This is a genomic window from Vibrio sp. 03_296, assembly GCF_002265885.1.
Map to the genome: position 1 here is coordinate 1 of NZ_NPKW01000020.1, position 13,203 is coordinate 13,203.

A 13,203-nucleotide genomic window follows, 5' to 3' on the forward strand; every position below is an offset into this window, starting at 1 on the left:
CCAACAATAAGCCAAAGAACCATATCACTAGGTAAACGACGTCGACGAATTGTCGCTTTATCGGAAAGTGTTGCCGCTTTAGCAACCCACTCATCAGGAATATGCTCGGAGAAGGTGGTTAGCTGAGCGACATCAACAGGACTCTCTTCAAGAAAGTCAGCAAAATAGTTTTGGATAGACATAAAAAATCGGAAACCTATAAACAGGTTTCCGATTGTCTCTCATCAGAAGGATCGGTCAACCGATCCTTATCTGATCTACATTGCAACAAACGTTGGGGCTTTTTCTTGACGAAAAACAAAACTCTTCATAAAAAATCAACGGAATTCAGAAACTTCAACCCGCCTCTAAGATGTTCTTTGCACAATGAATTAACCTAAGTTTTCACGTGAAATCTTGAGGTGCAATGAATGCAGAAATTGAACATGACTGTGGTATGGAAGCTGCTGGTTTGTTTTGCGCTCCCTATCGGCATTTTGTTAATGCCCATCGATGCGATTCCTATCGATGATTTGACGCTCATTCAACATCGACTACTGGCCATCTTTCTACTTGCAGCCTTACTTTGGGTTTTAGAACCCGTGCCAGTTTTTGCCACTTCAATTCTGATCATCGCCCTCGAGCTGATCATGATTTCTGATAAAGGATTACACCTGTTTCGTACCCCTCCCGCCGGACACGATCTCGGTGAGTTGATTGGTTATACCGACATTTTTTCCGCGTTTTCCTCGCCAATCATCATCCTTTTCATGGGCGGATTTGCGCTCGCCATTGCCGCATCAAAATACGAGTTAGACAACAACCTCGCTCGGGTATTACTCAAGCCTTTTGGCCAGCAACCCAAATTTATTATGTTAGGTTTGATGCTGATTACCGCCGTGTTTTCAATGTTTATGTCCAATACCGCGACTACGGTCATGATGCTGGCGCTATTGGGGCCCATCGTTGCCTCCGCACCAAAAGGCGATTTGGGCATAAAAGCACTGGTGTTGTGCATTCCAATAGCAGCAAACACAGGCGGCATCGCGACTCCAATTGGTACCCCGCCCAACGCCATTGCATTGCAATATTTAACTGGAGAAAACAGCATCGACTTTCTCAGTTGGATGGCAATGGGTTTACCCTTTGTTCTTGTTCAGTTGACCATTGCTTGGCTTTTATTGCAGAAACTCTTCCCTTCTAGCGAAGCGCAAATGACGCTGAAATTGGATGGCAAGTTTAAGAAAAGCTGGCGTGCCATGGTGGTGTATATCACGTTTGCCGCCACGATTTTGCTCTGGATGACCACACAATTGCACGGCATGAATACCTATGTGGTGGCTATCATTCCGCTGGCAGTGTTTACATTGACAGGCATTATGGGCAAAGAAGAACTCAAGCTGATCAATTGGGACGTACTTTGGCTTGTCGCAGGTGGTATTGCCATTGGTATCGGGCTGGAAAAAACAGGGCTGGCGAAAGCCTTAGCGCACGCAATCAATTACGAAGCTTTATCGCCTTTTGCCATCATCGTATCGCTCTCCTTAGTCTGCTGGCTTATGGCGAACTTTATGTCCAATACCGCGACCGCCAACTTGTTGATGCCAATCGCGGCCGCGATCGGTACCTCAATGAGCAGTTTAGAAGCCGTCGGAGGCTTACAAGGCTTGCTGGTGGTGGTAGCATTCTCAGCCTCGCTCGGGATGATTCTTCCTGTGTCAACGCCTCCCAACTCTCTGGCCTACTCTACCGGCCTAATCGAGAGCAAGGACATGGCAAAAGTGGGCTTGCTGATCGGTGTGATTGGCTTAGCCATCGTCTACGGGGCCGTTTTGATTCTCGGTTAATAAGAGAGGGGAATCAGAAAGCACGACGACAAAGCGAAGAAAGTCGCGTCTGTGCTTTGCCAAGATGATAACTTGAGGCATATTGTCGATCTCTTCAATTAGGGATCACACAATCAATGGGATTTGAATGGCTTGCACTGGCCGCGGCACTACTGTGGGCGATCGCCAGTTTACTTTCGGTCACGCCGGCTCAGCATTTGGGATCGTTTGCTTACAGTCGTTGGCGGATGGGATGCACGGCGGTAATGCTCTCCAGTATGGCTCTGTTTACCGGAGGCTGGTCAAGTGTCATGGCTGAACACATCACGCCCATGATGTTTTCAGGCTTGATTGGTATCTTTATTGGCGATACCGCGCTATTTGCTTGCTTAAATCGCATGGGGCCTCGCCAAGCGGGCCTACTTTTCTCTTGCCATGCCGTCTTTTCCGCCATTCTCGGTTACTTCCTGTTTAGCGAAAGCATGACGTCAATGGAGCTACTCGGATCGCTGCTCGTATTTTCCGGCGTCGTTCTGGCGATCTTTTTTGGCCGACGTGGACAAAGTCAGAATGCACTGGAAACCGTCAAAGGTGCCGCTTGGATCGGCATCGCCTTAGGGTTACTGGCAGCTCTGTGCCAAGCGCTAGGGGGAATTATTGCCAAACCAGTGATGCAAACCGATATCGACCCTGTCGCAGCATCCGCTATCCGTATGATCAGCGCCTTTGTGGCACATTGCCTACTAAGAGCCACTGGCGCAAAAATTTCTCGGGCAACACAAAAAATGAATGGTCGCATCTTTGCCATTACCGCGATTAACGGCTTTCTCGCCATGGCAGTTGGCATGACCTTGATCCTGTACGCTTTGCGCGAAGGAAATGTCGGGATGGTTGCCTTACTCTCCTCGACAACCCCAATCATGTTATTGCCAATACTGTGGATCTACACCAAACAACGCCCCAATCGTTACGCGTGGCTTGGTGCCTTCGTCGCGGTAGCAGGAACAGCCATCTTAGTTCAGTGACGCACAGAAACAAAAAAGCCCGAGTCATGCTCGGGCTTTCATTTAGCTGTTTAAGCTTACTTAACCAATACTTGGCCAGTCATCTCTGCTGGAATCTCTAGACCCGCTAGAGACAGCATGGTTGGTGCTAAGTCAGACAGTTTACCGCCTTCCTTGAACTCAACCGCTTTGTCACCGACGTAGATAAGTGGTACTGGTAGGCTAGTGTGAGCGGTGTGGATACCGCCGGTTTCTGGGTCAACCATCATTTCTGCGTTACCGTGGTCTGCTGTGATCAATAGCTGACCACCCACTTCTTTGATCGCTTCAACCACTTGGCCAACGCTTGCATCCAACGCTTCAATCGCTTTTTCTGCAGCTTCATAAACGCCAGTGTGGCCAACCATGTCCGCATTCGGGTAGTTACAGATAATGGTGTCGTACTTACCAGACTTGATCGCCGCCACCATTTTCTCAGTCAGCTCAGTTGAGCTCATTTCTGGTTGAAGGTCGTAAGTCGCCACTTTAGGAGAAGCAACAAGTTGACGCTCTTCACCTGCAAATTCCGTTTCCACACCACCGTTGAAGAAGAACGTCACGTGTGCGTATTTCTCAGTTTCAGAAATACGTAGCTGCGTTTGACCCTGCTTAGACAACCACTCACCGTAGGTGTTTTCTAGCGATGCAGGTGGGAATGCGATAGCAAGAGGAATGTCTGCTGCGTATTGAGTCAGCATCACAAAGTTCACCGCTGGGAATGCTGCGCGTTCAAAGCCAGCGAAATCAGCGACGAAGGTACGAGTGATTTGACGTGCACGGTCTGCACGGTAGTTCATGAAGATCACTGCGTCGCCATCTTGCATTGCAGCACTTTCTTGGCCTTCCGCTTTGATTTCGGTCGCTTTAACGAACTCATCGTTTTCACCACGCTCATACGCGGCAGCAAGACCCGCTACTGCGGAATCATAAGTGAAATCTGCCTTCGCTTGAGTAAGAAGATCGTAAGCCACTTGAACGCGATCCCAGTTGTTATCACGGTCCATGGCGTAGTAACGGCCAACCAAAGATGCCACGCGGCCTTTACCTAGCTTAGCGAACAGATCTTGGAAGCGTTGTAGAGAACCTTCTGCACTGCGTGGTGGTGTATCACGACCATCAAGGAAGCAGTGTAGGTAAATCTTCTCAGCGCCACGCTCTGCTGCCATTTCTACCGCTGCAAGAATGTGGTCTTCGTGTGAGTGAACGCCACCAGGAGACATCAGACCCATGATGTGAACCGCTTTTTCCGCTTTCACTGCAGTGTCAATCGCTTCAACAAGCGCTGCCGTTTGCTGGAACTCACCATCTAGGATTGATTTGGTGATACGAGTGAGATCTTGGTAAACCACGCGACCTGCGCCAATGTTGGTGTGACCCACTTCCGAGTTACCCATTTGGCCGTCAGGCAGACCGACATCCATGCCAGAGGCAGAGATAAGCGTGTTTGGGTGATTTGCAATCAACGCATCCATAACTGGTTTTTTTGCGTTCGCAATAGCGTTGCTTGCTGTGTCTTCACGGTAACCGTAACCGTCAAGGATAACTAGAGCCAAAGGCTTCTTAGCAGACATAGTGATGACCTCGTCAAATTTCAGTAACTTTCGGCGCTTAGGGCTCATTCCCTGTTTGCCTTGAAACAAAACTAGCGTAATTTTACTACACTTTTTAAGCAAAACTGTAGGGTAAGATCAAATTATGTTGGCGAACCCCCGTTGTATTCTTACAGGCCATAAAGAAAAAAGCGCTTAACCAACCACCAATTATAGTTTCGCTTGGGCAGAAAGATTTCATTGCCATTATAATCCACCACTTCGACTCTTTTCTAAAGTCGATATCGCCAATCACTACGATAGCCCAAACCGACATGAGGCGAGATAAGATCCCATTTATTGGTTAGAAAGTTTTAACTCACTCGCCACTCGCGACTAACCTCGTTATACTCCTTGCCACTTTATTTTTCCGCTTATGGTTCGAGAGCAAACAAGATGCAAGAGTACATCGACTTTATTCAGCAAAATATGATCATGTTTTTGGCATGGGTTGGCCTAGTGATCGCCGTGATAATGAGCTTCGTGAAATCGGCTACCGCCGCGTACAAGATCATTACTGTCAACGAACTTACCGCATTGGTAAACCGTGAAAACGGCCAAGTGATCGATATTCGTGCGAAAGACGAGTTCAAAAAAGGTCACATCACCGACGCAGTTCACATTTTGCCATCAGACATCAAGAACGGTAACTTCGGTAGCCTTGAAAACCGTAAATCTGACCCAATCATCGTAGTATGCAAAACAGGCCAAACCGCGCAAGAAAGCGCTAACCTGTTGGCTAAAGCGGGTTTTGAAAACGTCAGCGTATTGAAAAACGGTCTGATTTCGTGGAGCGAAGCGAACTTACCTTTGGTACGTAGCAAACGTTAATTCCCACTAAAACCCGTCAGATAACTGGTTATTATCAAAGCAGTTAATCATCTAAGTTGTGATACTTGGCACGTAATGACGGGTTGATCTGGTCATTGATGAATGGCTCGGTTAGTCTCAGGGCAGACACATTCAAGGCTTGAAGCGACAAGTCTGATTTAACGAATATTGAAGGATTTAAAAATGGCTGAAGCAGCACCACAAGATACCCAACAACACTTTGCTATCCAACGTATCTTCCTAAAAGATGTTTCTTTCGAAGCGCCAAACTCACCAGTCATGTTCCAAAAAGAGTGGAACCCAGATGTGAAACTGGATCTCGATACGCAAAGCCGTGAGCTAGGTGAAGGCGTTTACGAAGTCATTCTACGTTTGACTGTCACAGTGAAAAACGCAGAAGAAACCGCATTCCTATGTGAAGTTCAACAAGGCGGTATCTTCACAGCAGAGAAGATGGAAGCAGGTCAATTGGCTCACTGCCTAGGTGCATTCTGTCCAAACATCCTATTCCCATATGCGCGTGAAACCATTTCAAGCCTAGTGGTGAAAGGTACGTTCCCTCAACTGAACCTAGCGCCAGTAAACTTTGATGCGCTGTTCATGAACTACCTACAACAGCAAGCTGCACAACAAGGTGCAGAACAAGCTTAATTCCGTATGGAATTCCCCTCTAACTGTTCGCAGTGAAAGGCATTAAAAGAAATGCACATGCATCCGAAAACACGATGTTATGTGCATTTTTTATTGGCTCTAACTTAGGTAAGCGATACCCAAGCTCGCTTTAATGAGGGTATACTCTGCCAATCATCATGAAACCAACCATCAGGTAAACGCATGACTCAAACACTGGTTAATAACGCCTACGGCAAAGAGATTTCAATGACTGTGATCGGCGCAGGTTCGTACGGTACATCATTAGCAATCTCACTTTCACGTAACGGTGCCAACGTTGTCCTTTGGGGGCATGAACCAGAGCATATGGCTAAGCTCGAAGCGGATCGCGCAAACCACGAATTCCTGCCCGGTATTGAGTTTCCACCGAGCCTGATTGTGGAATCCGATTTAGCAAAAGCCGTGCAAGCGAGCAGAGATCTGTTGGTTGTCGTACCAAGCCATGTGTTTGGTATTGTGCTCAATAGCTTAAAACCCTATCTGCGTGATGACTCTCGTATCTGCTGGGCCACCAAAGGCCTTGAACCTGAAACTGGTCGCCTTCTAAAAGACGTCGCGTTTGATGTGCTGGGTGAACACTACTCGTTGGCCGTGTTGTCAGGCCCAACCTTTGCCAAAGAGCTGGCTGCAGGTATGCCAACCGCTATTTCGGTCGCCTCACCAGATGCGCAGTTTGTCGCCGACCTACAGGAAAAAATCCACTGCAGCAAAACCTTCCGTGTTTATGCCAATAGTGATTTTACTGGCATGCAACTCGGTGGCGCGGTGAAAAACGTCATCGCCATTGGTGCTGGGATGTCTGACGGAATCGGTTTTGGTGCCAACGCTCGTACCGCATTAATCACTCGTGGTTTGGCAGAAATGTGTCGTTTGGGCGCCGCACTGGGAGCACAGCCAGAAACCTTTATGGGCATGGCTGGTTTGGGCGATTTGGTGCTGACGTGTACCGACAACCAATCACGTAACCGCCGATTTGGCCTTGCACTTGGGCAAGGAAAAGACGTCGACACGGCACAAGCGGATATTGGCCAAGTGGTCGAAGGCTACCGCAACACCAAAGAGGTGTGGATGCTGGCACAACGTATGGGCGTTGAGATGCCTATTGTTGACCAAATCTATCAAGTATTATATCAAGGAAAGGATGCGCGCCTGGCAGCGCAAGAACTGCTGGCTCGCGATAAGAAATCCGAAGGAAAATAAGGACACTTTGGCCCCCATTCCAAAGTAGTGAGAATACGCCATGAAACACTGTGAAAAACAAAAAGTCTGGCAGAGCATTGTCAAAGAAGCCCGTGAGCTATCGGAGCAAGAGCCGATGCTCGCCAGTTTTTATCACGCCACCATCATCAAGCATGAAAGCTTGTGTGCTGCGTTGAGCTACATTTTAGCCAATAAGCTGAACACGGCCTCCATGCCCGCAATGGCCGTGCGTGAAGTGGTTGAAGAAGCCTTTGCGGCTGACCCTAACATCACCGATTCTGCCGCCTGCGATATCTGTGCGACAGTGAATCGTGACCCGGCGGTTTCTATGTATTCTATCCCACTGCTTTACCTTAAGGGTTACCATGCCTTGCAAGGCTATCGCGTGGCAAATTGGTTGTGGAAACAAGGCCGCTACGCGCTGGCGACCTATCTGCAGAACCAAATCTCGGTGGCATGCCAAGTGGATATTCACCCTGCGGCTCGTATCGGCAAAGGCATCATGCTTGATCACGCAACAGGTATCGTGATCGGGGAAACCGCTGTCGTCGAAAATGATGTATCCATCCTGCAAGACGTGACGTTAGGTGGTACTGGTAAAGAGTGCGGCGACCGACATCCTAAGATCCGCGAAGGGGTGATGATTGGTGCTGGGGCGAAAATCCTTGGCAATATCGAAGTTGGAGAAGGTGCAAAAATTGGCTCCTGCTCCGTTGTACTTCAACCCGTTCCACCGCATACTACCGTCGCTGGTGTACCCGCACGAATTGTAGGGAGACCACAATCCGACAAGCCCTCTCTCGATATGGATCAAGGCTTTAACGGGAAATACCCTAACTTCATTGACGGTGACGGCATCTAACAGCGCGCCATAACAAGCGCAATGCTGATTTCATTGATAGCTCAGGAAAGAACGTACGTGGCAAAACAGAAAACCAACAAATCAGGCTTTTTTTTCCTTTCCACCTGCGTTCTTCTTACTTTTCTGAGCTTCCCGACCAATGCGGCGAGTCCAAGTGAGCTACAAGGGGTCAAAAATGAAATTTCTCGCCAACAAAAAGCCTTATCGAATCAAGAGAAGCAGCTCGACGAGCTGCAAAAATCGCTTCGCAGCCAAGAAACAAGCATCGCGCAATTAGAGAAAGAGATTAAACAAACTAAGCAAGCACTGGCTACGGCAAAAGCGAATGTGGGGCAGTTGCAACGCAAAATGGATGAACTTGAAGGCCAAAAGAAAGCGCAAACTGAACGCTTAGAAACCCTCATCCAGACCTACTATGTCACCCAAAGAGCCAATGCCTCTGCCTCATTACTGCAACAGGGCGTCGAAGAAGATCGCATCAGCCAATATTTCCAGCATCTCGCCAAAGCGAGAGCGGAAACCATCAACGAGTTAGAATCCACCAAGAAACAGCTTGAACAAAGTCAGCAGCAGTTGCTGAATGAGCAAAGTCAGATCGAATCTTTACTCAAGCAACAATCGACGAAACACGAACAACTGGCGAAAACTCAAGGCCAACGTAAAAAGACACTCGGTAGCATCAAGCAAAGTATTTCCAGCGACAAAAACTACCTCGCAGAGCTGCAGCGTAATGAAACGCGTCTGAAAGCAGAAATTGCTAAAGCGGCTAAACGCAATGCCATTCCTATGGATGGTTTAGCCAAACAAGCCGGGAAGCTGCCCTGGCCATTAAAAGGCTCAATACTGCACCAGTTCGGAACCAAACAGACGGGACAAATCAACTGGAAAGGCATTGTTATCGCGGCTCGCTATGGTGAACAAGTCAAGTCGGTTTACCCTGGTACGGTGGTATTTGCTGAGTATTTAAGAGGCTATGGCCTCGTGGTGTTGATAGACCACGGCAAAGGCGATATGACCTTGTATGGCTACAACCAGGCTTTGTTGAAAAAAGAAGGCGACAAAGTCACCGCAGGCGAAGTGATCGCCCTTGCTGGTGACACGGGCGGGCAAGATCGAGCGTCACTCTATTTCGAAATTCGCCGCAATAGTGAAGCACAAAATCCGCGTAACTGGCTCGTCCGTTGAAGTAGCAACGTCAATCCTCGCCAACAAAATGGGAGCCAAGGCTCCCATTTTTCGTTCGCGTTGCCACCTAATAGTAGGCTTCCACGACCTCAATAAAACGGGGTAACTCTTCTGCGGTTAAGGCATTAATGCCTGCAGCTGCCGCTCGTCCCCCCCCCGTGGCAAATGAGCTGCAAATATCGCCCGCCCCTTGCTTATTGGCTAACGGTGCACGTAGAGAGACAGTGTAAGAGTCATCTTGATTGCGCGTCAGAACCGCATGAGCTCGCTCTGGTGTCTGATTCGCCAATAAATTCCCAAACACCCCACTGATTCGGCGCGACGCTGGTGTATCGGGCAGCTCTATCAAAGCCAACTTGTCACTTTGATGCTTTGGTAACACGGCTTGCGCTGCATGTAAATCTTGCTCATAGGCTTGTTTTAATCGATGGTAAGGCGAGCTGGCATCGGCAATCACATCGAAAGGAGATGAGTAGGCAAGCAAACTCAAGAACAGCTCTGCGGGGTCAAAATGCAAATCCGCCAACTTTTCGCCATAACCGTTGTAATTGATTAACGTCCCCAACTCGCACAACTGCGCTCTCTGTTGCTCATTCAAACCCGCTTTGATGGCGAGATCATCAGCGCGCGCGATCAAGTTGTCGCCATACGCGGCGGTAATAGCCCAGTGATGAAAACGTCCGTCCAAAAGCTTATCCACTATCAACGCTGTACAAATGTTAGCATCCAAATCGATATGAGCATCGAGATGGGGGTGAGGCGGAATCTCTCCCGCTTTGTGGTGATCGGCATAAAACAGCTGCGCCCCGGCCGCTAAGGCGGCTTGCACTCCAGCGATGTTTTTCTCCATCGAAATATCGAGGATCGTCAAATGATCGCCTGCTTGTGCTGCCACTTTCTCCACCAGCTTGATATCGCGTTTTACACCAGTGACCAACGTCGCGGATGTTGGCTCGGCAAGTCTCAGTTGCAACAAGGCAATAATGCCATCAGCATCGCCATTAAAGATGTCGTAATTCATCGGGGAAGATATCCATATCTGTTTGATTATTTATTGGATATTTTCCGATGTGAGGGAGAGAAGTCAACGACCATAAAGTCATGAATGATGCTTTATGGTCATATATAAGAGGGATGTCTTGAATGTGAGATGTTTAGCCGTGCAGGGCGCGCACGCCATCTTCAAGCAGCAGTAACTGCTCCATACCTTGCTCCGTCGCAATCGGCTTCACCACGGCAATCATTTGCAACATGCCTTGCTGTACCATTTGCTCGGTGATCGCGACTTTGGGCGACATGGCGGACTGATACGCTAACCAACTGCACGCAATCAGGTGCAAAGTTCGCACTAAGGACTTGAGTTCATCTTCATTTAATTCAAGTAGTTGAAGGGAAACAAACTCGCGCATAATCGCCACTAGGTTGGCTTGTAGCTTATCTTGAACTTCAATGTATTGTTGATGCAACTCTTCATCGCGAGAGAGGATTTCAGGCAAATTGGCGTAGAAAAAACGGTACTTCCACATCAAGGTGAAGATCGAATCAAGATAGCGCTTCAACAACACCAAACTTTCTTGGTTTTCTTGAACTGGCGTAAAGCGCTCAATCAGTTCTTGCGCATACAAAGCAAAAATTTCGCGCACAATCTCTTGTTTGTTGCGAAAGTGGTAGTAAAGGTTACCTGGGCTAATATCAATATGATCAGCAATATGGTTAGTGGTGATGCTGCGCTCGCCGTGCTGATTAAACAGCTCAAGGGCAGCATGCACGATCTTCTCACGTGTTTTCATTATTGTGGTGTAATCCCTTTCTTAGAAAGATAAAACTTGCTCACTGGGCTCGCTTATCTTCCCCTGCTAACCGATCCTATTCCGTGAATAAAATCGTATATTAGGAAAAAGAGAAAAACGACCTAGTCATTGGAGTATATCGATTTCACATTTCGAGATCGATAAACGCAATAGAGCTTATACGTTAGTAAGCCTAGTATAATCCCAGATAAGTTCGCCAACAGATCAAACCACGAGCTTTCCCTACCAACGTAAGCTTGTGCCAATTCGATCCCACCGCTAAAGAGCAAAATAGCGAAAGCGGCAACACCACGTTGCCACCAATGCCTTACACTGACTGCCGCGAGCAGCGAGAAACAGCTGTACGCCATGAAATGCTGCAGCTTATCTAGGTTCGGAATGTCGCCCCAATCTTGTAATCCGCTCGAAGAACGCAATGATAAAAATGCGATTAAGGACGCATAAATAAGCAACAAATACCGTTTTTTCATAGCGATTCTCACGCAATAGGAAAAGGAAAAGCGATGATCTCATCGATGTGAGTACAGCCAAGCGCCAACATAATCAAGCGATCAACGCCTAATGCCACCCCAGCACAAGCAGGTAAACCCGATTCCAATGCCGCAATCAAATGGTAATCTATAGGTTGTGGAGTCAGCCCCAAGTCAATACGCTTCGCGTTGTCTTGCTCAAAGCGTGTCAGCTGCTCTTTTGGGTTGTCGAGCTCATGAAAACCATTCGCTAGCTCGATACCTTTAAAGTACACCTCAAAGCGATCTGCAACACGAGGATCATTCGGGTTAATCTTCGCCAATGCCGCTTGAGAGGCAGGAAAATCGTAAACAAATGCCGGCACCTGCTGACCAATCTTAGCTTCCACACCGATGCTAAAGAGCAGTTGTAGCAAGGTATCACGATCCTCTTCTGGCTCTGCGATATCACTCAAACCTAACCTTGCTGCGACGATTTTCAGCTCCGCCATGGAGCCTTCTAGCGGACAAACACCCAGCACAGAGAGAAACGCTTGCTGATACGTCATGCGTTCAGCAGCCCCACACTTGAGTGTCAGTTGCAGTAAATCATCCATTTCATCCATCAGTTGGTGGTGATCAAAGCCAACGCGATACCACTCCAGCATAGTGAACTCTGGATTGTGGTGACGGCCATTCTCTTCATTACGAAATGCCTTGGCCATTTGGTAGATACAGCCACTTCCCGCCGCCAATAAACGCTTCATATGAAATTCTGGACTGGTCATCAAATGAAGGTGACGCCCCTGAGCATAACCAGGCCCCACAAACTCGGTTTGGAACGTATGCAGATGGATATCGGTAACCGTGGCGTGGCTCATCGCTGGCGTATCCACTTCCAACACCCCTCTCTGGGCAAAAAATTGACGGATATTGGCAATCAAAACGGCGCGTTGACGCAGCTGTTCAATTGATGCGGTCGGTTTCCAATCGGCTTGCATTTTTGACTCTCAACTCAATAACTCTGCGGTGGAACTTACCACCTTCTTCAGCCTTTGCAAGCAACTTCTCAATCGCTATTGAGCACAAAAACAACGTTGTACAAGCTAAAAACAGCAACAAATTGGTTGCGATTATTGATGATAAAAATCATCGGCAACATCCAATTAACACCTTGCAGCTCAAGCAGTTGAATCCTCAACACAAGCTGCCGTGACAGTTATCACATAACCTATAAATTCTATGCTCATATTTGCATTTCCGAAGCAAAAACCTAAATACATCAATTTTTCTATCACAAAGCTCTTCTACACTGTCACTACTACTTTTGGGGAGTATGCGTTTGTCTACGCCCCTATCTCACAATAACAAGCGGATTTCCGCACTCACACACTGGAGGATAACTGTGCAAACTATCATCACAGATATCGCAGTCATCGGCGCAGGCGGCGCTGGTCTTCGTACTGCTATTGCAGCGGCTGAAGCAAACCCGGATCTGGAAGTAGCCTTAATTTCTAAGGTTTACCCAATGCGTTCTCATACGGTCGCAGCAGAGGGTGGCTCAGCAGCAGTTATCAAGGATGAGGATAGCCTAGACAATCACTTCAACGATACCGTTGGTGGTGGTGACTGGCTTTGTGAACAGGATGTTGTTGAATACTTTGTTGAAAACGCGACACGCGAAATGATCCAAATGGAGCAATGGGGTTGCCCATGGAGCCGTAAGGAGAATGGCGAGGTCAACGTTCGTCGCTTT

14 protein-coding genes are annotated in these 13,203 nt (G+C 48.0%); 8 read left to right on the forward strand and 6 right to left on the reverse strand.

What is annotated here, in order from left to right; translation table 11 throughout:
* A partial coding sequence (locus CIK04_RS01615; RefSeq protein WP_176463270.1) for a transposase domain-containing protein occupies positions 1-182 on the reverse strand: 182 nt, incomplete at its 3' end.
* Between the two features lie 228 nt (positions 183-410).
* On the opposite strand from CIK04_RS01615, the gene CIK04_RS01620 reads away from it, so the two are divergent.
* Together CIK04_RS01620 and CIK04_RS01625 are read left to right on the forward strand one after the other, a co-directional pair.
* Positions 411-1,826: a DASS family sodium-coupled anion symporter gene (locus tag CIK04_RS01620; protein ID WP_017789721.1), complete on the forward strand. Its 1,416-nt coding sequence runs from the start codon at positions 411-413 to the stop codon at positions 1,824-1,826.
* A gap of 116 nt (positions 1,827-1,942) precedes the next feature.
* A complete protein-coding gene (locus tag CIK04_RS01625) occupies positions 1,943-2,830 on the forward strand; it encodes a DMT family transporter (RefSeq protein WP_017789720.1) in 888 nt (295 codons plus the stop codon).
* A 56-nt stretch (positions 2,831-2,886) separates the two neighbouring features.
* On the opposite strand, the gene gpmM is transcribed toward CIK04_RS01625, so the two are convergent.
* Positions 2,887-4,419 (reverse strand): 2,3-bisphosphoglycerate-independent phosphoglycerate mutase, encoded by a 1,533-nt coding sequence (gene gpmM, locus CIK04_RS01630; protein WP_026050332.1) that lies wholly within the window; start codon positions 4,417-4,419, stop codon positions 2,887-2,889.
* Positions 4,420-4,833: 414 nt separating this feature from the next.
* Between gpmM and CIK04_RS01640 the strand changes: the two genes are divergently transcribed.
* The 5 genes from CIK04_RS01640 to CIK04_RS01660 all read left to right on the forward strand — a co-directional run bounded on the left by CIK04_RS01640 (position 4,834) and on the right by CIK04_RS01660 (position 9,187).
* Positions 4,834-5,268 (forward strand): rhodanese-like domain-containing protein, encoded by a 435-nt coding sequence (locus CIK04_RS01640; protein ID WP_011151335.1) that lies wholly within the window; start codon positions 4,834-4,836, stop codon positions 5,266-5,268.
* 183 nt (positions 5,269-5,451) lie between these two features.
* A complete protein-coding gene (secB, locus tag CIK04_RS01645) occupies positions 5,452-5,919 on the forward strand; it encodes a protein-export chaperone SecB (RefSeq protein ID WP_011079263.1) in 468 nt (155 codons plus the stop codon).
* Between the two features lie 183 nt (positions 5,920-6,102).
* Positions 6,103-7,140, forward strand: a complete 1,038-nt coding sequence (gpsA, locus tag CIK04_RS01650; protein ID WP_038939547.1) for an NAD(P)H-dependent glycerol-3-phosphate dehydrogenase — start codon at positions 6,103-6,105, stop codon at positions 7,138-7,140.
* Between the two features lie 40 nt (positions 7,141-7,180).
* Entirely contained in the window at positions 7,181-8,002 is an 822-nt protein-coding gene (cysE, locus tag CIK04_RS01655) for a serine O-acetyltransferase (RefSeq protein WP_011079261.1), read from the forward strand.
* Positions 8,003-8,023: 21 nt separating this feature from the next.
* On the forward strand, positions 8,024-9,187 hold the full coding sequence (locus CIK04_RS01660; protein ID WP_097353207.1) for a murein hydrolase activator EnvC: 1,164 nt from the start codon (positions 8,024-8,026) through the stop codon (positions 9,185-9,187).
* Between the two features lie 67 nt (positions 9,188-9,254).
* On the opposite strand, the gene CIK04_RS01665 is transcribed toward CIK04_RS01660, so the two are convergent.
* The 4 genes from CIK04_RS01665 to epmA form a co-directional block, all read right to left on the reverse strand.
* On the reverse strand, positions 9,255-10,208 hold the full coding sequence (locus tag CIK04_RS01665) for an acetyltransferase (RefSeq protein WP_097353208.1): 954 nt from the start codon (positions 10,206-10,208) through the stop codon (positions 9,255-9,257).
* A gap of 133 nt (positions 10,209-10,341) precedes the next feature.
* Positions 10,342-10,977, reverse strand: a complete 636-nt coding sequence (locus CIK04_RS01670; RefSeq protein ID WP_011079257.1) for a TetR/AcrR family transcriptional regulator — start codon at positions 10,975-10,977, stop codon at positions 10,342-10,344.
* A 122-nt stretch (positions 10,978-11,099) separates the two neighbouring features.
* On the reverse strand, positions 11,100-11,468 hold the full coding sequence (locus tag CIK04_RS01675; protein WP_017419739.1) for a VanZ family protein: 369 nt from the start codon (positions 11,466-11,468) through the stop codon (positions 11,100-11,102).
* An 8-nt stretch (positions 11,469-11,476) separates the two neighbouring features.
* Positions 11,477-12,448 (reverse strand): elongation factor P--(R)-beta-lysine ligase, encoded by a 972-nt coding sequence (epmA, locus tag CIK04_RS01680; RefSeq protein WP_128824576.1) that lies wholly within the window; start codon positions 12,446-12,448, stop codon positions 11,477-11,479.
* Positions 12,449-12,852: 404 nt separating this feature from the next.
* On the opposite strand from epmA, the gene CIK04_RS01685 reads away from it, so the two are divergent.
* Positions 12,853-13,203 (forward strand): FAD-binding protein (locus tag CIK04_RS01685; protein WP_128824577.1); only part of this gene is annotated, 351 nt, incomplete at its 3' end.